This window comes from Orbaceae bacterium lpD02, from assembly GCA_036251875.1.
Classification (GTDB): domain Bacteria; phylum Pseudomonadota; class Gammaproteobacteria; order Enterobacterales; family Orbaceae; genus Orbus; species Orbus sturtevantii.
Map to the genome: position 1 here is coordinate 2541358 of CP133960.1, position 21957 is coordinate 2563314.

General features: G+C 37.4%; 21 protein-coding genes. 15 read left to right on the plus strand and 6 right to left on the minus strand.

The features are described 5' to 3' along the window. Window positions 1-25: 25 nt before the first annotated feature. The 5 genes from RHO12_11185 to RHO12_11205 all read left to right on the plus strand — a co-directional run bounded on the left by RHO12_11185 (window position 26) and on the right by RHO12_11205 (window position 4157). Window positions 26-961, plus strand: coding sequence for a sugar kinase (locus tag RHO12_11185; protein WVD65917.1), 936 nt, complete (start codon window positions 26-28; stop codon window positions 959-961). 143 nt (window positions 962-1104) lie between these two features. Beyond that, on the plus strand, window positions 1105-2304 hold the full coding sequence (locus RHO12_11190) for an MFS transporter (protein WVD65918.1): 1200 nt from the start codon (window positions 1105-1107) through the stop codon (window positions 2302-2304). A gap of 20 nt (window positions 2305-2324) precedes the next feature. Further along, window positions 2325-2582 carry a YcgL domain-containing protein gene (locus tag RHO12_11195; GenBank protein ID WVD65919.1) on the plus strand — a complete coding sequence of 86 codons (258 nt, stop codon included), beginning with the start codon at window positions 2325-2327 and terminating at the stop codon, window positions 2580-2582. 88 nt (window positions 2583-2670) lie between these two features. Beyond that, window positions 2671-3732, plus strand: a complete 1062-nt coding sequence (locus RHO12_11200; GenBank protein WVD65920.1) for a lytic murein transglycosylase — start codon at window positions 2671-2673, stop codon at window positions 3730-3732. A 5-nt stretch (window positions 3733-3737) separates the two neighbouring features. Further along, on the plus strand, window positions 3738-4157 hold the full coding sequence (locus RHO12_11205) for a YcgN family cysteine cluster protein (GenBank protein ID WVD65921.1): 420 nt from the start codon (window positions 3738-3740) through the stop codon (window positions 4155-4157). Window positions 4158-4227: 70 nt separating this feature from the next. Here the strand turns inward: RHO12_11205 and nadD are convergent, their stop codons facing one another. The 4 genes from nadD to leuS are packed head-to-tail and all read right to left on the minus strand — an operon-like array spanning window position 4228 to window position 9053. After that, window positions 4228-4884, minus strand: a complete 657-nt coding sequence (gene nadD, locus RHO12_11210; protein ID WVD65922.1) for a nicotinate-nucleotide adenylyltransferase — start codon at window positions 4882-4884, stop codon at window positions 4228-4230. Then, window positions 4877-5893: a DNA polymerase III subunit delta gene (holA, locus tag RHO12_11215; GenBank protein WVD65923.1), complete on the minus strand. Its 1017-nt coding sequence runs from the start codon at window positions 5891-5893 to the stop codon at window positions 4877-4879. Before holA ends, nadD begins: the two co-directional genes overlap by 8 nt. A 6-nt stretch (window positions 5894-5899) precedes the next feature. Further along, window positions 5900-6403, minus strand: a complete 504-nt coding sequence (gene lptE / locus RHO12_11220) for an LPS assembly lipoprotein LptE (GenBank protein ID WVD65924.1) — start codon at window positions 6401-6403, stop codon at window positions 5900-5902. A 55-nt stretch (window positions 6404-6458) separates the two neighbouring features. Then, window positions 6459-9053: a leucine--tRNA ligase gene (gene leuS, locus RHO12_11225; protein WVD65925.1), complete on the minus strand. Its 2595-nt coding sequence runs from the start codon at window positions 9051-9053 to the stop codon at window positions 6459-6461. 493 nt (window positions 9054-9546) lie between these two features. On the opposite strand from leuS, the gene ilvG reads away from it, so the two are divergent. The 8 genes from ilvG (at window position 9547) to rpsI (ending at window position 18086) form a co-directional block, all read left to right on the plus strand. Further along, a complete protein-coding gene (gene ilvG / locus RHO12_11230; protein WVD65926.1) occupies window positions 9547-11256 on the plus strand; it encodes an acetolactate synthase 2 catalytic subunit in 1710 nt (569 codons plus the stop codon). A gap of 14 nt (window positions 11257-11270) precedes the next feature. Next, window positions 11271-11501, plus strand: a complete 231-nt coding sequence (locus RHO12_11235) for an acetolactate synthase 2 small subunit (protein ID WVD65927.1) — start codon at window positions 11271-11273, stop codon at window positions 11499-11501. A gap of 49 nt (window positions 11502-11550) precedes the next feature. After that, on the plus strand, window positions 11551-12480 hold the full coding sequence (locus RHO12_11240; GenBank protein WVD65928.1) for a branched-chain amino acid transaminase: 930 nt from the start codon (window positions 11551-11553) through the stop codon (window positions 12478-12480). 133 nt (window positions 12481-12613) lie between these two features. Further along, window positions 12614-14464 carry a dihydroxy-acid dehydratase gene (ilvD, locus tag RHO12_11245; protein ID WVD65929.1) on the plus strand — a complete coding sequence of 617 codons (1851 nt, stop codon included), beginning with the start codon at window positions 12614-12616 and terminating at the stop codon, window positions 14462-14464. A gap of 1 nt (window position 14465) precedes the next feature. Next, window positions 14466-16004: a threonine ammonia-lyase, biosynthetic gene (gene ilvA, locus RHO12_11250; protein WVD65930.1), complete on the plus strand. Its 1539-nt coding sequence runs from the start codon at window positions 14466-14468 to the stop codon at window positions 16002-16004. 43 nt (window positions 16005-16047) lie between these two features. Then, the gene (locus RHO12_11255; GenBank protein WVD65931.1) at window positions 16048-17025 is read left to right on the plus strand and encodes a Gfo/Idh/MocA family oxidoreductase; all 978 of its coding nucleotides are present in this window, start codon (window positions 16048-16050) and stop codon (window positions 17023-17025) included. Window positions 17026-17253: 228 nt separating this feature from the next. Continuing rightward, window positions 17254-17682, plus strand: a complete 429-nt coding sequence (gene rplM / locus RHO12_11260) for a 50S ribosomal protein L13 (protein WVD65932.1) — start codon at window positions 17254-17256, stop codon at window positions 17680-17682. 11 nt (window positions 17683-17693) lie between these two features. Continuing rightward, entirely contained in the window at window positions 17694-18086 is a 393-nt protein-coding gene (gene rpsI, locus RHO12_11265; protein ID WVD65933.1) for a 30S ribosomal protein S9, read from the plus strand. 162 nt (window positions 18087-18248) lie between these two features. On the opposite strand, the gene hemN is transcribed toward rpsI, so the two are convergent. After that, window positions 18249-19658: an oxygen-independent coproporphyrinogen III oxidase gene (hemN, locus tag RHO12_11270; GenBank protein WVD65934.1), complete on the minus strand. Its 1410-nt coding sequence runs from the start codon at window positions 19656-19658 to the stop codon at window positions 18249-18251. Window positions 19659-19783: 125 nt separating this feature from the next. Further along, complete coding sequence (gene yihI, locus RHO12_11275) at window positions 19784-20263, minus strand: Der GTPase-activating protein YihI (GenBank protein ID WVD65935.1); 480 nt, start codon at window positions 20261-20263, stop codon at window positions 19784-19786. A 240-nt stretch (window positions 20264-20503) separates the two neighbouring features. On the opposite strand from yihI, the gene coaA reads away from it, so the two are divergent. Together coaA and RHO12_11285 are read left to right on the plus strand one after the other, a co-directional pair. After that, window positions 20504-21439, plus strand: coding sequence for a type I pantothenate kinase (gene coaA / locus RHO12_11280; GenBank protein WVD65936.1), 936 nt, complete (start codon window positions 20504-20506; stop codon window positions 21437-21439). 32 nt (window positions 21440-21471) lie between these two features. Continuing rightward, window positions 21472-21894, plus strand: a complete 423-nt coding sequence (locus RHO12_11285; protein WVD65937.1) for a DUF1090 domain-containing protein — start codon at window positions 21472-21474, stop codon at window positions 21892-21894. Window positions 21895-21957: the final 63 nt, after the last annotated feature.

Genomic DNA, 21957 nt, shown 5'->3' on the forward strand with positions numbered 1-21957 from the left:
TTTTTATAATATAATAGGCTAAAAAATGATGATAAATATTGCAATAATTGGCGAGTGCATGATTGAACTGTCAATTAAACAAGATTCAACGTCTAGAAGTTTTGGCGGCGATACATTAAATACTTCGGTTTATCTCGCGCGATTATTAGCGCAAAAACAATTTGCTATCAATTACGTTACTGGGCTTGGAACCGATCCATTTAGCCAAGAAATGGTTGATGCATGGCAAAATGAAGGCATAAAAACTGAACTCGTCCAGCGTATGGCGAATAAGATGCCAGGGCTCTATTCTATTGTGACCGATAGTGCGGGTGAACGTTCATTTTATTATTGGCGCAATGATGCGGCAGCAAAGTTCTGGTTACAAACAGAGCAAACCGCCGATATCTGCGAAAAAATTGCTCAATATGATTATGTTTACCTTAGTGGAATTAGCATTGCGATTTTAGATTCAGCTAGTATTTTAAAATTACTCGATTTATTAAAAAAAGTTAAAGTGAATGGCGGTAAAGTTATTTTTGATAATAATTATCGTCCTTACTTATGGTCTAACATTGAACTTGCTCGCAGTGTCTATGCCGATATTTTAGCGTGTACTGATATCGCATTTCTAACCCTTGATGATGAAGATCTTTTATGGGATAAAGTACCTTATGAACAGGTAATTGAACGAACTAAGCAATATGGAGTGACTGAGATTATTATTAAACGTGGCAGCGAAAGCTGCATTGTTGATGCTGCTGAAGGGCGCTTTGAGATCTCAGCGAATAAAATTGCCAAACAGTTGATTATAGATACCACTGCAGCGGGTGACTCGTTTAGTGCAGGTTATTTAGCGGCAAGGTTAACGGGTTCTAATCCTGAAAAGTCAGCTGAGCAAGGGCATCTAGTTGCTGGAACTGTAATTCAGCATCGAGGCGCGATTATCCCGATTGATGTTACACCAAAATTATTATCGTAATTTTAATAAAAAGCAAAGATGGAATACTTTCATCTTTGCCATGAATTAATTTATTTTTTGCTACTATTTAGTAAAACGACAAGATTATGATACTCTTATCCGTTATTATTCTACTATTATACATTATTTAATTACGAACTATCATGAAATTAGCCAGACTATCTTTATTATCCCAAATTTGTATTACTCATTTAATTAGCCATATTCATATGCTAGTCTTACCGGTTTTAATGCCAGTGATGTTGCTTGCAAACAGTGATGTCGACTTTGTGCAAATTGGCTTTGCTATTAGCGTATTTAATATTGTCTCGGCCGTTGTCCAAGCACCTGTCGGATTTTTTGTTGATCGCATAGGGCCAAAGCGCGTATTAATTACAGGACTCATTATTGGTAGTTTAAGCTTCCTGTCCCTAGGATTTATTAGCCACTACTACTGGCTTGTTATTGCAATGGCAATTGCTGGCGTTGCTAATGCGGTTTACCATCCTGCGGACTATGCCTTATTATCGCAAAATGTAACGGAAAAACGTATGGGACGGGCATTTTCATTGCATACTTTCAGCGGTTATATTGGTTTTGCCGTGACACCAACCTTAATGTTAACGGTTAGTTCACTTTATAGTGTCAAAATGGCATTTATGGTAAGTGGTATTATTGGACTTATCGCTGCGATAATTCTTTATCCTAAAGCAGCTAATGAACCTGTTAAAAAAGTAATAATCGCACCGCACAATGATAAACCACAACCAACGAATACGGCAAGCAAACTACCGTTAATTACCCCCGCAATTTTTTTGATGTTAGTTCTCTTTTTATTACTCAGTTTAAGCGGTAGTTCTATTCAAAATTTTTCAGTTTCAGCTTTGGTAAAAGGGTACTCTATTTCATTAGCGGATGCTAATATTGCGTTAACGGCATTCTTATTATTGGGCTCGGTTGGTGTGCTAGTTGGAGGGCAACTTGCTGATTATTCTAAACGTCACGGATTAATTGCCTCTGGTGCATTAGTGATAACTGCTTTACTTGCCTTACTTATTGCTATATTCTCGATTTCATCAACGATTGCCATCACTCTGATTATCGGTTTAATGGGTTTTTTATCCGGTCTGATTGCTCCATCGCGTGATATGCTGGTTAGAAATGTTTCACCTAAAGGGGCTGAAGGTCGAGTCTTTGGTATTGTATCGACGGGGTTTAATTTTGGTGGAACGATTGGCCCTATTTTATTTGGCTGGATATTAGATCAAAATTATCCTAGAGGTATATTTTGGTGTACGGCGATTTTTATGGCGCTAACGGCAGCTATTGCTTTTTACCAAGAAATAAAAGGTGAAAAAAGGTAACAGTAAGGAGTAAGACGACGATGATGTTATGTTATATTTACCGAAGTCCAAAGAAAGAAAACAGCTACCTATATATAGCTAAAGAGAATGATTTTTCCAACGTTCCTGATATTTTAATGAATGTCTTTGGTAAACCAATCTTTGCAATGAAAGTGCTACTTGATGGTAAACGGCAGTTTACCGCTGGTACATCACAAGAGATTGAGAATAAGATTAAAAGTGATGGCTTTTTTTTACAGATGCTACAAGAAGACGAGTTTTATATTAATTCAAATTAATTTAATTTGATGTAACATATTATTTTATAACCGTATTATTTAAAATTATTTAAATAAATGGTGTGCAAATAATAAATGAAGGGGGGGGATGAACTTGATTAAAGCACTCGTGCTAATCAGTAGTATTTTTGTAATATGGGGATGCTCAAATCAATCAAACCAAGTATCTACTAGTGATAACAAATCTAGCTATATTGAGTTTGATAAGCCAAGGGAACAACAATATTTTACTGATTATGTTAGGCTACTAAAACAGTATGCAAAAGCGCAAGGCATTGACGGTCAAACGATTGAAACTGCTTTTAATGATGTCTATTATGTCGAGCATGTGATTAAAGCAGATAAAAACCAACCTGAAAAAAAAATTACATTAGATGAATACCTAGCTCGAGCGGTATCACCCGCCAGAATTGAACTTGCAAAACAAAAATATTTACAACATTACTCGCAAATTAGCCGAGCAACTGCGTTAACTCATATTCCTCAAAACTATATATTGGCCTTATGGGGAGTGGAAAGTGGTTATGGCAAATACCAAGGTAAAGAGGATATTATTTCGGCATTATCAACATTAGCTTTTGAAGGAAGAAGAGAGCAATTTTTTGTTAAAGAACTCATTGCTGCATTAACCATTTTACAAAATGGTCATATCCAAAAATCTCAGTTTAAGGGATCCTGGGCTGGTGCGATGGGACAAAATCAGTTTATGCCCTCGTCTTATTTAACTTATGGCTTAGATGGTGATGGTGATGGGATAATTGATATCTGGAATAATATGGATGATATCTTTGCTTCAACGGCGAACTATCTTGCAACCGTTGGTTGGGATAGTCATGCCAGTTGGGGTAATAAAATTAAACTACCGAGTAACTTTGATGTACAACTGGCAGGACTTGAAACTGACAAAGCACAAATAGTTTCTGATTGGTTAAAGACCGGAATTACCTTCATTGGTAATAAGGCGCAGCCTAAACTAGTTGACAAAGCTTGGGTCATTATTCCTGATGCTGACAGTGGCGAAGGCTATTTAGTCTCGAATAACTTTAGAACACTTATGCACTGGAATCGTTCATACTATTTTGCCGTAAGTGTTGGCATGTTAGCCGATAGCCTAACAGACGGTACAGTAAATACAACAAAGGGTAATTAATACTGATGTCATTTTGGCAAAATAAAACACTGGATCAGCTTTCTGACTTAGAATGGGAGCAGCTATGTGATGGTTGTGGGCAATGTTGCTTAAATAAGTTGATTGATGAAGATACAGATGAGATCCTCTATACCAATGTCGCCTGCAATCAACTCGATAATAAAACCTGTCAATGTAAACACTACCTAGAACGCTTCAAATATGAGCCAGATTGTATTAAATTGACGCGAGAAAACTTATCTACTATTGAATGGTTACCGAAAACTTGTACTTATATCTACTTTCAAGAACACCAAACATTACCTAACTGGCACCCTTTGATCTCAGGTAGTAAAGAGATGATGCATAAAAAACGCATTTCAGTAAGAAATCGTATTGTGTATGAGAAAGATGTCATTCATTGGCAAGATCATATCATTCGTTAAATTTTATGCTCTACTTATGTATTGTAACAATTTTTTAACAAAAATTTATTAGCAAAAATCTATTAACAAATTACGCGCCATATAGATGGTGAATTTGAATATATTGCCATACCTTTGCTGGTAATAACGTTTCACAGCTTTTCTTACTGCTAATTTGTTGCCTTATTTCTGTTGCTGAAATATCTTCGAGTGGCGTATTAGCAAAATATATAGATCCATTACTGTTTTGGTGTAATAGGGCAATATCATTAGTTTGATGCCGTTTAATCCACTTTTTTAAAAACGGATCATTAGTATTATCGGCATATCCTGGGCGACGGCAAATAAGTAAGTGGCAATAATCTAGTAATGTTTGCCAATTATGCCAAGTCGGTAGATTAAGTAATGAATCTTGGCCTAATATAAAAGCCAATCCTTGCGAATTACCATTTTCATTTCGCCATGCTTTTAAAGTATCAATGGTATAAGACGGCTTATCTAACTTAGCTTTAGTTATTTCACGCATATCAATTGAAAAAATAGGATAATTTTCGATTGCCAGCCTTAGCATTGCTAAGCGTTGACTGGTCGTTGCTTCAGGTTGTGGTTTGTGTGGTGGAATATGGTTAGGTAATAAACTGATATGGGCTAATTTTATTTCCTTAGCTAAGGCGATAGCGGGTAATAAATGACCATAATGAATTGGATCAAATGTCCCCCCAAATAATGCGGTCAACACTTTAGCCATGAGTTTGGCCTATAAATAACATATTAAGTGTATCAAATTGTTGCCAAACTGGTGATTGATAATCGTGTTTTAAAATAATTTCAATTTCAGCCATTTTTTGCAAGGTTTGGTATAGTTGAGCAAGATCCGTGCGATTTAAATAAGGCGTAATAATATTGCGTCGATTTTGCCAGACTTTATAAATATCATAAGCTGCTTTTAAATCATGGCTCTGCATATGTTTTTTTAGATTAATTAGCAGTATTAATTCTCGTTGGATAACCCTAAGTAAAATAAGTGGTTCAACATCATTGATTTTTAGTTGCTGTAGTATATGCATCGAACGTTTAGTTTTACCCATAATTAGTGCATCAAACCAATGATAAGGTGTAAATATAGCCGAATCATTAATGTTCTGCTCTAATTGGTCGTAGCTAATTTTACCATTAGGGTAAAGTAGTTTCAGCTGCTCAAGTATCTGCACCATGGCAAGTAGATTACCTTCATAATAGTAGCATAGTAAATCAATACCTTGTTTTTCAATGGTTAATGATAATCGCTGTAGCTGCTGGTTAACCCATAGCGGTAGTTGTTGGAGATCGGGAGCGTTGCAGTTAACTACTATGCTAAGTTCTGATAATGCTTTAAACCAACTAGTATTTTCTTGTGCCTTAGTTAGTTTTGTTAAAGAGATCAGTAAACGAATATCGGGGGATAAGTTATCAGTTAGTTCATCGAGCTTTTTACTAATGGTTGTAGTTAATGCGGTTTCTCCAAATTGTAATATTAATAGTATTTGATTAGAGAAAAGGCTAAGCGCTTGGCTACTTTGGTAAATTTGATCCCAGTCAGTTTGGTTATCAATAGTAAATATAATCTGCTCAGCAATACCTTGTGAGCTTAGTTTTTTTTTAATCTGATCTTGCGTGACATACTGCAAGTATGGATCATTACCAATAGTAAAAAAATAGCATAATACGCTATTTTTCTCTAATGTAGTCTGCAGTTGGTTATCATTAATTCTTATCATAATATATTAGTTTTTATGCTCGATTATATTAATTGATCTTAGCTTTCGAATTAATTGCCTTGCTGATTGACCATACATTTCTTGTTCAATTAGGTTTTGTTCGGTGCTTTTCGCTAGAGCCGTTTCTGGATTATCGAAGAATGTTCTAAAAATTTTTATTGTGATGGGGTAGATGTCATCACCCGCAATAACAACTTTGGCATTAAGCGTTAAGATTAACTGATACTCAGCTGATTTACCATCTTGATAAAGGGAAATAGTGCTTCGAGTGATACTGCTATTTTCAATGTGCAATGAAGGATAATTGTCTTTTTTATCACTATCAACAAATTTTACTTTATTTTTGATAAGAATTTTTTTAATTTCACGTGATAATGGTCCGTAAGGGTCACCACTATAAAATGCCATAGTTTGAAATTGCTTGGGAATTTCTTCATTATCTTGCAAATGGAAACCGCAGCCACTTAGCAAAATAGCAATAAAAGTGAACAACAAAAGCAATTTTTTCATATACCTTACCTAAATTAGAAGGGTAATACATTGATTACCCTTTGTTGTATAACGACTAGCTAACGACGATATTTAATAGTTTACCTGGCACGTAAATGACTTTACGCACAGAGCTATCTTCTAGATATTTTTGGACATTGACTTCTGATTTAGCCATGCTAGTGACAAATTGTTCTGTTGCATCAGCAGGAACGGTTAATTTAGCGCGAACTTTACCGTTAATTTGCACAATAATCAGTTTTTCATCTTCAACCATTGCCGATTTATCAGCAACAGGCCAACTAACATTATCAATATTTTCTTGTTGACCGAGGGCTTGCCACATAATAAAACAGGCATGTGGCATCATTGGGTATAATAAACGAACAATTGCATTCAATGCTTCATCCATAAGGGCACGATCTTGAGTCGATTCTTGTGGCGCTTTTTGTAGACGGTTCATAAACTCCATTACGGCCGCAATTGCTGTATTAAATGTTTGGCGACGACCAATATCATCACTGACTTTGGCAATAGTTTTATGGAGTTCGCGACGTAACGCCTTTTGCTCATTATCTAGTTCATCGACGTTTAATTTAGCGACAGCGCCTTTTTTTGTATGCTCATAGACTAAACGCCATACACGTTTAATGAAGCGATTTGCACCTTCAACGCCAGATTCTTGCCATTCAAGCGTCATATCCGCGGGTGATGCAAACATCATAAATAAACGAACAGTATCAGCACCATATTTTTCGACCATTTCCTGTGGGTCGATACCATTATTTTTAGATTTTGACATCTTGGTCATTCCAGCATGAACAAGTTCTTGGCCCGAATGATCATAAGCTTTGGCTATACGACCTTTATCATCACGCTCAACCGTTACTTCTGTTGGTGCTACCCAAATTCGCTCACCAGTTGGTGTCGTGTAGTAAAATGCATCAGCTAATACCATGCCCTGGCACAGCAGACGTTTTGCAGGTTCGTCCGAAGATACCATTCCAAAGTCGCGCATTAGTTTATGGAAGAAGCGGAAATAGAGCAAGTGCATGATAGCATGCTCAATACCGCCAACATATTGGTCAACAGGTAACCAGTAGTTTGCCGCTTTTTCGTCAAGCATGCCTTGCTCATAATGTGGGCAAGTATAACGGGCATAATACCAAGATGATTCCATAAAGGTATCAAAAGTATCTGTTTCTCGTAGTGCAGGTTCACCATTGATGGTTATTTTGGCCCAATTAGGATCGGCTTTTATTGGACTCGTGATTCCATTCATTTCGACATTTTCAGGTAAAATTACGGGAATTTGGTCTTCTGGTGTAGGGACCGTTGTGCCATCAGCAAGCGTAACCATTGGAATAGGTGCTCCCCAATAGCGCTGGCGAGAAACCCCCCAATCGCGTAAACGGAAATTAACCTTACGTTCACCGACTCCCTTAGTGATTAATTTATCAGCAATAGCGGTAAATGCTTCGGTGAAATCTAATCCATCAAATTCTCCAGAATTAAATAGTCGACCGTGTTCAGTATAAGCTTGCTCAGTTAAATCAGGTGCTTGGTTATTCTGATCTAAAATAACGGATTTTATGGTTAAACCATATTTTGTTGCAAATTCAAAATCGCGTTGGTCATGACCAGGAACCGCCATTACGGCACCGGTTCCATATTCCATTAAAACAAAATTCGCTATCCAGATGGGAATTTGTTCATTGGTTAGTGGATGAGTAGCGTAGAAACCAGTAGCAATACCTTTTTTTTCCATTGTAGCCATATCAGCTTCAGCTGTTTTGGTGTTTTTGCATTCCGCAATAAAGTTGGCAATATCTAGACTATTTTTTGCTGCTAACTGAGCAAGTGGATGATCTGCTGCAACAGAAACAAAGCTAACCCCCATTAACGTATCCGGCCGAGTCGTGTAAACACGTAGTTTTTGAGATTGGTCGCTTATAGCAAAGTCAATTTCGACACCTTCAGAGCGGCCGATCCAGTTTTTTTGCATCGTTTTAACTTGCTCAGGCCAACTTTCGAGTGTGTCTAAATCATCTAATAATTCTTGTGCATATTCCGTAATTTTAATAAACCACTGTGGGATCTCTTTACGCTCAACGGGCGTATTACAACGCCAACAGCAACCTTCAACGACTTGTTCGTTAGCGAGAACAGTTTGGTCAGTAGGGCACCAGTTAACGGCAGATGTTTTTTTATAGACTAAGCCTTTTTCGTATAGTTTTGTGAAAAACCACTGTTCCCACTTATAGTATTCTGGTTTGCATGTCGTTACCTCTCGATCCCAATCATAGCCAAAACCTAATAATTTTAGCTGCTTTTTCATGTAAGCTATATTTTCATAAGTCCATTTTGCTGGGGCAGTATTATTCTTAACGGCTGCTCCTTCTGCGGGAAGGCCAAACGCATCCCAACCAATTGGTTGCAGGACATTTTTACCTTGCATACGTTGGAAGCGAGAAATTGTATCGCCGATAGTATAGTTACGCACATGACCAAGGTGCAATCGACCTGAAGGATAAGGGAGCATTGATAAACAATAGTATTTTGGTTTACTTACATCTTCTTTTACATGGAAGGTTTTATTATCTTGCCAGTATTGTTGAACTTGCGCTTCGATCTCATCGGGGCGATAATTTTCTTGCATATGTATTGACATAGTTGATCTGGTCCTATTAACTATTTTATTTTATACTTTTATTTTCATAAAACTAATGAGAGGTTAGTTGATAATTGTATTGGTTATTGCTAGAAAATGAAATATCTGATTAAGAATTTATCCGCTTTTTATGTGATAGATTTTACGTTAGGTAGAAGGGAAAACTTTATTTTATACTATAATTTGAAGTTATAACAAAATTATAACGAAAATATATTATTTACAAAATAATAGTTGCACTTTTGTCAAAATCGAGTATTTTTAATGAATACTTTTTTTTAAGCAAAGTAAACAATTTAATTATAATCAAACAATCTATGAACTTATTTAATTTTAATGCTCTTGTCGTCCTCATTAACATTATTAGCGTAGTCATTATTATGCCGACGCGGGGGCGCTATTGAGTTAAAAAGTTTTTATTGACGATTTTAAACCCCCGCAAAATGCAGGGGTTTTTTTTTATTCATTATATAACAAATAAAAGAGGTAAGTAATGACAACAGGTGCACAGTGGATAGTTCAGTCATTAAAGCAATATGGTGTAACAACCGTCTTTGGGTATCCTGGCGGACAAATTATGCCTCTCTATGATGCACTCTATGATGGGGGATTAGAGCATATATTATGTCGTCATGAGCAAGGTGCTGCTATGGCTGCAATTGGTTATACGCGGTCAACTGGCAAAACAGGTGTTTGTATTGCCACTTCAGGTCCAGGGGCCACTAATTTATTAACAGGTCTTGCTGATGCATTTATCGATTCGGTGCCAATAATAGCAATTACGGGGCAAGTCCCAACAACGCTAATCGGCACAGACGCGTTTCAAGAAGTTGATACATTAGGTATGTCATTTGCTTGTACCAAACATAGCTTTTTGGTTACTGATCCCAAATCACTGCCAGATATCCTTGAACAAGCATTTATCATAGCGAATTCAGGGAGGCCAGGACCCGTGTTAATTGATGTGCCGAAAGATATCCAATTAGCGCGTGAAGACTATCAACAATGCTTATCTCGTTCGACTTATTGTTCAACATCTCAAAATCAAAAAAGTAACCAACTCACTCCGTCTTCCGCAATTCTTCAAACTATTCAAACTATTCAAATAGCCAAAACAATGATTCAGCAGGCGCATAAACCTATACTTTATATTGGTGGCGGTGTCATTATGGGGGATGCTGTTAGCGAATTACGTGATTTTGTTTGCCATACAGGTATACCATCTGTAGCAACATTAAAAGGATTAGGGGCTTTAAATATAGACGACCCTTTTTACTTAGGCATGGTTGGGATGCATGGTTTTAAATCAGCGAATTTAGCCGTGCAAGATTGTGATCTTTTAATTGCGATAGGGGTTCGCTTTGATGATAGAGTGACGGGTAATCTTAATGAGTTTGCTCGTCATGCAAAGGTTATTCACATCGACATCGATTCGGCTGAAATAGGTAAGCTAAAACAGGCACATCTTAACATTCAAGCCGATGCAAAAGCGGTACTGCCAATGTTAGAGCAGAATATAAATATTGATGAGTGGCGTCAGTTCGTGCTAGCGTTAAAGGCGCAATATCCGGTTCGCTATGATCACCCTGGAGAAGGTATTTACGCGCCACTATTATTGAAACAGCTATCAGATAAAATCTTAGCCAATAAAAAAGTTGCAACGGTTGTGACAACCGATGTTGGTCAACATCAAATGTGGGCAGCGCAACATATGCTATTTGATAAACCTAATATGTTTATTAGTTCAAGCGGGTTGGGGACGATGGGTTTTGGTCTACCCGCTGCGGTCGGTACGCAAGTTGCAAGGCCAAATGATTGTGTTATCTGTATTTCGGGTGATGGTTCTTTTATGATGAATATTCAAGAATTGACGACAATTAAACGTAAAAAATTACCGGTAAAAATAGTACTAATTGATAACGCTCGATTAGGAATGGTACGCCAATGGCAGCAGCTATTTTTTAACGAGCGCTACAGTGAGACAGACTTGTCTGATAATCCTGATTTTCTCGTGTTAGCCAGCGCATTTGATATTCCAGGCATAATGATTACACAAAAAAAACAAGTATTACCTGCGCTTGAACAATTGTTGTCAAGTGAAGGCCCATTTTTATTACATGTCAAAATCGATGCAATGGATAACGTTTGGCCGCTAGTTCCCCCTGGTGCAGCTAATCATAATATGCTTGAATCGGTAAAATAATAAAGGAGATTTAAATGGAACATTATCAATTAGCCATTACTGCCTATGATAGACCCGGTTCGTTAGAGCGAATTTTACGCGTTATTCGCCACCGTGGCGGCAAAATTCTAACGATGAACATGCAAACAATATCAGCAGAGCAGTTGACACTTAGCTTTAACCTTGCTGATCGTAATTTAAAATCACAAATGATTAATCAATTAACTAAACTCGCTGATATCGTCGCAATCAGTGATGAATCATAATGATTATAAACTTAGACAAAATAATTAAAATACTGAGAGGAATACTAACATGGTAACAACAGCAAAATCTGATTATATTTGGTTTAATGGTGAAATGGTTAAATGGGCTGATGCTAAAGTTCATGTGATGTCTCATGCCTTACATTATGGGTCTTCAGTATTTGAAGGCGTACGTTGTTATGATACGTATAGTGGTCCGGCAGTATTTCGCCATCGTGAACATATGCAGCGCTTACATGATTCCGCTAAGATTTACCGGCTGCCTGTCAGTTATAGTGTTGATGAACTAATGGAGGCAACGAGGCAAACATTAGTTAAGAATAATTTAAAAAGTGCCTACATTAGGCCATTAATTTTTATTGGCGATGTAGGTATGGGGGTTAATCCTCCCGCAGGTTATAATACTGACGTGATTATTGCCGCGTTTCCTTGGGGGGCCTATCTTGGTGAAGACGCTTTAGATCAAGGTATTGATGCTATGGTCTCTTCTTGGAATCGCTCGGCACCCAATACGATTCCTACCGCGGCTAAAGCAGGCGGAAACTATTTATCATCACTGCTCGTCGGTAGTGAGGCACGCCGTCATGGCTATCAAGAAGGTATTGCGTTGGATGTTCATGGTTATGTTTCAGAAGGGGCAGGTGAAAATATTTTTATTGTTAAAAATAACATACTATTCACCCCAACATTAACTTCTGCAGCTTTACCTGGGATTACACGCGATGCAATTTTGACATTAGCTAAAGATTTGGCAATTGAAATTCGTGAGCAAACATTATCACGAGAGTCACTTTATTTAGCCGATGAAGTTTTTATGACTGGAACTGCCGCTGAAATTACGCCTGTACGCAGTGTCGATGGCATTCAAGTCGGTATTGGCCGCTGTGGTCCTGTAACTAAAAAGATTCAACAAGCATTTTTCGGTTTATTTGATGGAAAAACAGTGGATAAATATGGTTGGTTGGATGCGGTCAAGTAGATATATTACTAATGGTAAATTGTCTTGATGGCTGTTAATCAATAGAGAATTAACGTTGTCTCAAAACGGCAACGCTAAAGAAATTACGTATATACTTATTTAAGAAATTAAAAAAAAGAATTGGGAGCATTTTATGCCAAAGTATCGTTCAGCAACATCAGTCGAAGGTCGTAATATGGCCGGTGCACGCGCATTATGGCGCGCTACCGGCGTAAAAAATGAAGATTTTGGTAAGCCAATTATTGCGGTGGTCAATTCATTTACCCAATTTGTACCAGGGCATGTGCATTTAAAAGATATTGGTCAATTAGTTGCAAAAGAAATTGAAGCGGCAGGGGGGATTGCAAAAGAGTTTAATACCATTGCAGTTGATGATGGGATCGCGATGGGGCATGGTGGCATGTTATATTCACTGCCTTCGCGAGAACTTATTGCTGACTCAGTTGAATATATGGTTAACGCGCACTGCGCCGATGCGATGATTTGTATTTCTAACTGCGATAAAATTACGCCAGGAATGCTAATGGCAGCATTACGAATTAATATTCCGGTTATTTTTGTTTCTGGTGGGCCAATGGAAGCCGGTAAAACCAAATTATCTGATCAAATTATTAAACTCGATTTAATTGATGCGATGATTCAAAGTGCTGATCCAACCGTTCCAGATAGTGTTAGCCAACAAATAGAAGAGTCGGCTTGCCCAACATGTGGCTCATGTTCAGGTATGTTTACGGCTAATTCGATGAACTGCTTAGCGGAGGCACTAGGACTAGCGTTGCCAGGAAATGGTTCATTAGTTGCAACGCATAAACAGCGTGAAAAACTGTTTCTTGATGCCGCAAAACATATTGTGACAATCACCAAGCGTTATTACGAACAAAACGATGAATCTATTTTACCAAGAGCTATTGCCAGTAAAGCCGCTTATGAAAATGCTATGTCGCTTGATATTGCAATGGGAGGCTCAACCAACACAGTTCTTCATTTACTCGCAACCGCACAAGAAGGCGAAATTGACTTTACCATGTCAGATATTGATCGTTTATCTCGTAAAGTGCCCCATTTATGTAAAGTAGCACCGAGTACGCAGCTTTATCACATGGAAGATGTTCATCGAGCGGGAGGGGTCATTGGTATCATGGCGGAGCTTGATCGTGCTGGATTATTAAACCGTAACGTAAAAAATGTCTTAGGCCTTGATCTTGAGCAGACTTTTGCAAAATATGACATTATGCAGTGCCAAGATGAAAATGTTAAAACCATGTATCGCAGTGGCCCAGCAGGAATTCGTACCACCAAGGCTTTTTCTCAAGATTGCTATTGGGACACACTCGATGATGATCGCCAAAATGGCTGTATCCGTGATAAAGCGCACGCTTATAGTCAAGATGGTGGACTTGCGACCTTGTACGGTAATATCGCGCTTGATGGTGCCATTGTTAAAACGGCAGGAGTGGCCGCTGAAAATTTAGTATTTAAGGGACCCGCCAAAGTTTTTGAAAGCCAAGAAGATGCGGTTGATGCGATTTTAGGCGGTAAAATTGTGGCGGGTGATGTGGTCGTAATTATCTACGAAGGGCCGAAAGGCGGACCGGGCATGCAAGAGATGCTTTATCCTACAAGCTATTTAAAATCAATGGGTTTAGGTAAAAAATGCGCCCTGATCACTGATGGCCGTTTCTCGGGGGGATCGTCAGGGTTATCGATTGGTCATATTTCGCCAGAGGCGGCGAATGGTGGTATTATCGGTTTAGTTAAAAATGGTGATATTATCGATATTGATATTCCAAATCGTAAATTAGCACTTGATGTTTCACAAGAGGAGCTTGAAATTCGCCGAGTGGCTCAAGTTGCGAGGGGCGATAAGGCATGGACACCAGCAAACCGTCAACGCCAAGTCTCATATGCCCTAAAAGCTTATGCAAGTTTAGCAACGAGCGCAGATAAAGGTGCTGTACGTGATAAAACTAAATTAGGTGGCTAAAGTGAATACGACCGCAGAAAAAAAACTAAGCGGAGCTGAATACTTAAAAGCATCATTGTGTTCTGCCGTTTATGACGTTGCAGAAGTTACTCCGCTTGAAGAGATGGAAAAAATATCACAAAGGCTTAATAATAAAGTTTTTGTGAAGCGAGAAGATCGACAAGTTGTGCATAGTTTTAAAATACGTGGTGCGCAAGCCATGATTGCAAGCCTGAGTGAGGAGCAAAAAAAATGTGGTGTAATTGCTGCGTCAGCGGGTAATCATGCCCAAGGCGTTGCGTTATCAGCAACTAAGCTTGGCGTTAAGTCATTAATTGTCATGCCGCTTACTACACCAGATATAAAAATTGAAGGTGTGAAAGGGTTTGGCGGGCAAGTCTTACTTTATGGCGCTAATTTTGATGAAGCAAAAAATAAAGCAATTGAATTAGCTGAAGAACAACAACTAACGTTTATTCCGCCATTTGATCACCCATTAGTTATTGCTGGCCAGGGTAGTATTGCGATGGAGCTATTACAGCAAAATGCTAAACTTGATCGTATTTTTGTACCGGTTGGTGGTGGCGGACTTGCGGCGGGTATTGCGGTACTAATAAAACAAATTATGCCATCAATAAAAATTATTGCCGTTGAAGCTGCTGATTCGGCGTGTTTAAAAGCCGCCTTAGATGCGGGTCATCCAGTTGATTTAAAAAGAGTCGGCCTATTTGCTGAAGGTGTTGCGGTTAAACGTATTGGTGATGAAACATTTCGTCTTTGCCAACAATATATTGATGATATTGTGATTGTTGATAGTGATGAAATTTGTGCTGCTGTTAAAGACTTATTTGATGATGTTAGGGCTGTAGCAGAACCGTCTGGCGCTTTGGCGCTGGCAGGATTAAAAAAATATGTTGAACAGCATAATATTCAAGGTGAGAATTTAGCTCATATACTATCTGGTGCCAATCTTAATTTTCACACATTACGTTATGTGTCAGAGCGCTGTGAAATTGGTGAAAAAAAAGAAGCACTGTTTGCTATTACTATTCCAGAGCAAAAAGGTAGTTTTTTAAAATTCTGTCAATTGCTTGGGGGCAGAACGGTAACAGAATTTAACTATCGTTATCATGATGATAAAAATGCGTGTATTTTTGTCGGTGTACGCACTACCAATGGTGAGATAGAAAAAGAAGAAATTATTCGAGAATTAACAGCAGGTGGTTATCAAATTTCTGATTTATCTGATGATGAAATGGCGAAACTGCATATTCGTTATATGATCGGTGGCAAACCGTGTAAAGCGATAAAAGAACAAGTGTATAGCTTTGAATTTCCTGAATCACAAGGTGCACTATTAAAGTTTTTACAAACGCTCGGCGCTAATTGGAATATCTCACTTTTTCATTACCGTAGTCATGGCACGGATTATGGGCGAGTATTAGCTGGATTTGAAATTTCGCCCGACAATCAAGCATTTGAATCTCATATGAGAGAGCTAAACTACGATTACCATAACGAAACAGAGAACCCATCATTAAAATTCTTTTTGACTGATTAAAATAAAAGGTCATAGTGACCTTTTGCTTTTTAAGGAGACAAACATGATTAAGCTGGCTGTAGTTGGGACTAATTGGATCACAGATAAGTTTATTGAGGCGGCATTACAAACAGAGCAATTTCAATTATCGGCAGTCTATTCACGCCATGAAGAAAGTGCGAAGTCTTTTGCTCAAAAATATGCTCTGACAACAGTATTTACTGATCTTGAGCAGTTAGCGAAAAGTAAGGATATTGACGCTATTTATATTGCTAGCCCAAATTCGTTACATTTTGAGCAAGCTAAGTTGATGCTAGAAAATGGTAAAGACGTGATTTGTGAAAAACCGTTAACCTCTAATATTAAGCTGACCAAGGAACTTATTAGTATTGCAAAACAGCATAGCCAAGTTATTTTGGAAGCGCTAAAAACTTATTATCTACCCAATTTTGAGCTTGTTAAGCAGTACTTACCAAAACTTGGCAAAATTCGTAAGGTTTTCCTTAATTATTGTCAGTATTCTTCTCGTTATCCTCGTTACCTTGCTGGTGAAAATCCTAATACATTTAACCCTGCTTTTTCTAATGGTTCGATTATGGATATTGGTACATATCCATTAAATTTTGCTGTTGCTCTATGGGGGGCTCCTAACAAAATAAGCGCCAATGCAGTACTACTGCCATCAGGAGTTGATGCGCATGGAACCGTCTTAATGTGCTATGATGATTTTGATGTGATCGTGTGGCATTCGAAAGTGAGTAACTCTTATTTACCAAGTGAAATTCAAGGAGAAGACGGCGCGTTAATTATAGATAATCTCTCGGTCGGCGGAAAAGTCTGCTATCAGCCGCGCGAAGGTGAATTAACAAATATCACCTTGGCACAAAATGATAACCAAATGTACTATGAAGCATTGAAGTTTGCTCAATTAATTAAGCAACGGCAGATTGACCATGATGGTTTAAATAATTCGCTAACTGCATCACAGTTATTAACTGAGATTAGGCAGCAAACGGGGGTCGTTTTTCCTGCCGATAAATAGTAAGCAATAAACTGAATAATATTTATTATAGTGGCTAGCGATTTTATTTTATTTCTGTATAATAACCGAACCCACGTTACAGCAGTGTTTTTCCCAACACTGCTTTAGTTGAAGCTCATTGAATAACTACTCGAAGGGGTTGGTTAGCATTGAATAAAAACGATAGTGTGAATAAATCAAATCGATTTATTAACGTGAGATTAATTTAAAATTTTGGGTAAATGATAAATGGGTACTTTTTCAGCCAAGCCAGAAACAGTAAAACGCGACTGGTATGTTGTAGATGCAGCAGGTAAAACACTTGGCCGTCTTGCAACTGAAATCGCTAGCCGCTTACGCGGTAAGCACAAAGCAGAATATACACCACATGTAGATACAGGTGATTACATCATTGTTATCAATGCAGAAAAAGTTGCTGTAACAGGTAAAAAACGCACTGATAAAATGTACTATCGTCATACTGGCTATATTGGTGGATTAAAAGAAGCGACTTTTAAAGAAATGATTGAACGTCATCCTGAACAAGTTATCGAAATTGCCGTAAAAGGCATGTTACCGAAAGGTCCTCTAGGGCGAGCAATGTACCGTAAAATGAAAGTTTATGCGGGTAGTGAGCACAATCATGCGGCGCAACAACCGCAAGTATTAGATATTTAAGGGGATAACAGATGGCTGATAATCAATATTACGGCACAGGTCGCCGAAAAAGTTCTTCTGCTCGCGTTTTTATTAAACCAGGCAGCGGAAACATTGTAATTAATCAACGTACTTTAGAGCAATACTTTGGTCGTGATACTGCTCGTATGGTTGTAATGCAACCATTAGAGTTACTTGAAATGGTTGGTAAGTTTGATCTTTATATCACTGTTAAAGGTGGTGGAATCTCAGGTCAAGCTGGTGCAATCCGTCACGGTATTACTCGTGCGTTAATGGAATATGATGAAACGTTACGTCCTTCACTACGTCAAGCGGGCTTTGTTACTCGTGATGCTCGTAAAGTTGAACGTAAGAAAGTGGGTCTACGCAAAGCACGTCGTCGTCCGCAATTCTCAAAACGTTAATTTGTATCGCAAGAACAATAAAAACCCAGCATATGCTGGGTTTTTTATTTTAATGTCGGTGATACGGTGTTCTCCCAATCGCCGTGCAGATTATTTGTTTTTATAGAGAGATGATTGCTCTATTAAAATTACATTTAGGCTATTAACAGAGTGACAAACGGGTCAAATTACACGAGAAAACTGTTGTTGTCTGGCTATTTTGCGCATGTGTATATCAAAGCACATACAGATGTTACGAATTAACAATCGACCTTTTGGTGAAACAGTAATAGAGTCGTGGCTATTATCAACTAAGCCATCTTGTTGTAACGCCGATAGTAACGCGAGATCTTCTTGAAAGTAACTATCAAATTGAATATTATAGCGCTGCTCTATCACTGATTTATCTAAATTAAAGTGGCAAATCAGTTGTTTAATTACATCTCGACGAATTTTATCGTCCTGCGTCATGGTGTAACCTTTCCATAAAGCATTACCCAATTTTTCAACTTGCTCCTGATAAAGATTTAGTTCTTTTTGGTTTTGCGCATAGCTATCTCCAATCATACTAATTGCAGATACTCCAAGGCCTAATAAATCCGCATCCCCTTGCGTTGTATAACCTTGAAAATTACGATGTAAGATGCCATTTTGTTGGGCAATAGCAAGCTCGTCAGTTGGTTTCGCAAAATGATCCATGCCAATATAGTTGTAGCCGTGATGAGTCAGATACTCAATGCAGCTTTGTAGAATTTTGATTTTTTCTTCAGCAGAAGGCAGATCATGATCTTTAATTTTACGCTGTGCAGCAAAACGGGCTGGTAAATGGGCGTAATTAAATACACTCAGGCGATCGGGCGAGAGTTTTATTACTTTAGCTAGTGTTTGCATAAAATTATCTACGGTCTGTTTTGGTAAGCCGTAAATTAAATCTAAGCTAATTGAAGAAAACTGACTAGCTTTTGCCTGTTCAATTAGTGCCTGAATCAGATTTTCATCTTGTTGGCGATTGATCAAGTTTTGAATTTCAGGATTAAAATCCTGAATCCCCATGCTAAGACGATTAAATCCTTCGGTAGAGAGATGGGTAATTGTTGCTGTTGTTATTTCTCTTGGGTCTATCTCTATCGATAGCTCAGCATCATCGGCAAAGTGAAAATACTGTTTCAAATTTGACATTAGCCATGATATTTCATCATCAGTTAAAAATGTCGGTGTGCCGCCGCCCCAATGCATTTGGGTAACAGTGCGATTCTTAAATAATAGTGAACGGTTAATTATTTCTTGTTTTAATGAATGCAAATAGACATCGACTTTATGGTGATGCCTAGTAACAATTTTATTGCACCCACAAAAATAACAAAGCTTATGGCAGAAAGGAATATGCACATAAAGCGATAATGGCTTATTTGGATAGCGCTGGGCTGCATCGAGGAAATCAAGTTCAGTAAACTGTTCATTAAATTCTAATGCAGTCGGATAAGACGTATACCTAGGTCCAGAGTAATTATATTTTTGAATTAGCTCCTGATCCCAAATTATACCTGATTTATTTTGTTCTTTTGACATCACTATTTTTTTTACGTCGCTCATTAATTGATATTTGCTTTTTTCTCGTTTGGAAAATGTTTCTTTTTCTACCTGATTTTTTTAAATAAAGGAGTGTACAGATGAACAAACCAATATATAAACTAAGCATAATTAACATCAGCATAGTATTAGCGTTTTTTTAGTAAACCAACAATATCTTCTTTGGTGGCAAAATCATCGTCTTCATCTTCAATATCATCATCAGCATAACCTAGCTGTTTCATTAATGCATCAATACGGTCTAAGATTCGATCAAGGTCTTGCTGCTGCTTGCTAGTAAGAACTTCCCCTTCGTCAATTAGATCAAGTAATTTTTCCAAATAAGGATCGTTTTCTAACTGCTGTAACTCTTCTTCAGGTTTTTGTTTTAATGCATTTGGTGCTTTTTTTACTATAGGCTTGCTATTTGGTTTAGTGGCGATTAGGGGGATCGCTTTTTTGCTACCAATACGGGCATCGTGCACTTCTTTTAATTGCTTGGAAGAACTCGTTTCGCCATTATTAAAACGAGAACCACTAGGCAAACCTTTGTGTTTTCGTTTGCGTTTGAGCTGTTTAGATTGCTCATTGATCTCTTCGCGACTTAGCTTAGGTTTCTTTTTTATCATAAAAATGGGTTACTTAATATTTTATTAATAATTGACGATTATCATAATGATTAATCACTTGGAATAAAATGAATTATACACTTAAGTTAGATTAAATAGCAGTATATCTTGGATTTTAATTGTAATAATAGTTATATTAATAACCAATATTAACTTTTATTTATTGCTTTATTAACTTTGATAAGTAAAAATTGACTCAAATATAAATGCGTTAAACCATCAAGATGCGATAATTTTATTATGAATAATCACTTAAGTCCTTATATGCAATTTAATCGCACACAGTGGGCAGCTTTAAGAAATGCCGTACCTATGACGTTAAGTGAAGAAGAACTTTTTTCATTACAAGGTATCAATGAGGATTTATCAATAGAAGAGGTGAGTACAATTTATCTACCTCTATCGCGGTTATTAAATTATTACATCAGTAATAATTTTACGCGGCAAACGATACTATCTAAATTTTTAGGAACTCATTATAAAGTTCCTTATATTATAGGAATAGCGGGTAGCGTTGCTGTAGGGAAAAGTACAACTGCACGGGTACTAAAAGCACTATTGACGCGCTGGCCAGAACATCGAAAAGTTGCTTTAGTTACTACGGATGGTTTTTTGCATCCAAATAAAGTGCTTGAAGAACGCAATATTATGAATAAAAAAGGTTTTCCTCAATCATATGATGTAAAAAAATTACTTAAATTTGTGTCTGATATCAAATCTGGTGTTGAAAATGTGTCAGCACCAGTATATTCACATCAAGTTTACGATATTGTTGAAGGCGAAACGGTTGATATAGCAAGTCCCGATATTTTAATTCTTGAAGGATTAAATGTATTACAAAGCTCTCTTAGCGCTAATACAGTAAATAATCGAGTATTTGTCTCTGATTATGTCGATTTTTCTATTTATGTCGACGCTGATACCACATTATTGCATGATTGGTATATTAATCGATTTTTGAAGTTTAGGGCTGGGGCGTTTAGTGATCCTAACTCCTATTTTCATCACTATTCGACAATTTCAGAAAGCGAAGCGCTTATGAAGGCAGAAAAAATTTGGAAAAATATTAACGAGTTAAATTTGGTCGAAAATATTTTACCGACACGAGAAAGGGCTAGCTTGATACTAACAAAAGGTTTTGATCATCGCGTCGATAGTATTCAACTTAGAAAATGAGTTTATTAGTAAAAATATAAAGGTTCCTATTTATGAACAAAGTTATTACAGTCAGTTTTATTACATTAGCCACAGTTTTATCTTTTAATGCGTTAGCCAACAGTCATGATTATGATGGCTCTAAATGTTCTGAGAAAAAAATTGTCATACAAACTCAAATTGATTATGCAAAAAAAGCGAATAACATCCATCGAGTGCAAGGATTAGAAAAGGCATTAAGTGATGTTAATACTTACTGCACAGATGAGGGGCTAGAAAAAAAATATCAACAAAATGTACAAGATAAATTGAAAGATGTTCAAGAAAAACAAGCCGACTTACAACAAGCTAAGCTAAAAGGTGATGTTGAAAAGATCTCAAAACAACAAGCAAAATTAGCCGAAAAACAGCAAGAGCTACAAGATGTAACGTCTAAACTAGACGAGTTTTATAAAGCGGTAAAATCTGAGCAATAAACAGTTTATATTCATTTGTTATAATAGAGCACGATTCAATGATTCCAATCGTGCTCTATTTAT

Bases quoted from the DNA above. Each gene is read 5' to 3' on its own strand.
- RHO12_11185 (WVD65917.1), top strand. From the start codon at position 26: ATGATGATAAATATTGCAATAATTGGCGAGTGCATGATTGAACTGTCA.
- RHO12_11190 (WVD65918.1), top strand. From the start codon at position 1,105: ATGAAATTAGCCAGACTATCTTTATTATCCCAAATTTGTATTACTCAT.
- RHO12_11195 (WVD65919.1), top strand. From the start codon at position 2,325: ATGATGTTATGTTATATTTACCGAAGTCCAAAGAAAGAAAACAGCTAC.
- RHO12_11200 (WVD65920.1), top strand. From the start codon at position 2,671: ATGAACTTGATTAAAGCACTCGTGCTAATCAGTAGTATTTTTGTAATA.
- RHO12_11205 (WVD65921.1), top strand. From the start codon at position 3,738: ATGTCATTTTGGCAAAATAAAACACTGGATCAGCTTTCTGACTTAGAA.
- nadD (WVD65922.1), bottom strand. From the start codon at position 4,884: ATGGCTAAAGTGTTGACCGCATTATTTGGGGGGACATTTGATCCAATT.
- holA (WVD65923.1), bottom strand. From the start codon at position 5,893: ATGATAAGAATTAATGATAACCAACTGCAGACTACATTAGAGAAAAAT.
- lptE (WVD65924.1), bottom strand. From the start codon at position 6,403: ATGAAAAAATTGCTTTTGTTGTTCACTTTTATTGCTATTTTGCTAAGT.
- leuS (WVD65925.1), bottom strand. From the start codon at position 9,053: ATGTCAATACATATGCAAGAAAATTATCGCCCCGATGAGATCGAAGCG.
- ilvG (WVD65926.1), top strand. From the start codon at position 9,547: ATGACAACAGGTGCACAGTGGATAGTTCAGTCATTAAAGCAATATGGT.
- RHO12_11235 (WVD65927.1), top strand. From the start codon at position 11,271: ATGGAACATTATCAATTAGCCATTACTGCCTATGATAGACCCGGTTCG.
- RHO12_11240 (WVD65928.1), top strand. From the start codon at position 11,551: ATGGTAACAACAGCAAAATCTGATTATATTTGGTTTAATGGTGAAATG.
- ilvD (WVD65929.1), top strand. From the start codon at position 12,614: ATGCCAAAGTATCGTTCAGCAACATCAGTCGAAGGTCGTAATATGGCC.
- RHO12_11255 (WVD65931.1), top strand. From the start codon at position 16,048: ATGATTAAGCTGGCTGTAGTTGGGACTAATTGGATCACAGATAAGTTT.
- rplM (WVD65932.1), top strand. From the start codon at position 17,254: ATGGGTACTTTTTCAGCCAAGCCAGAAACAGTAAAACGCGACTGGTAT.
- rpsI (WVD65933.1), top strand. From the start codon at position 17,694: ATGGCTGATAATCAATATTACGGCACAGGTCGCCGAAAAAGTTCTTCT.
- hemN (WVD65934.1), bottom strand. From the start codon at position 19,658: ATGAGCGACGTAAAAAAAATAGTGATGTCAAAAGAACAAAATAAATCA.
- yihI (WVD65935.1), bottom strand. From the start codon at position 20,263: ATGATAAAAAAGAAACCTAAGCTAAGTCGCGAAGAGATCAATGAGCAA.
- coaA (WVD65936.1), top strand. From the start codon at position 20,504: ATGAATAATCACTTAAGTCCTTATATGCAATTTAATCGCACACAGTGG.
- RHO12_11285 (WVD65937.1), top strand. From the start codon at position 21,472: ATGAACAAAGTTATTACAGTCAGTTTTATTACATTAGCCACAGTTTTA.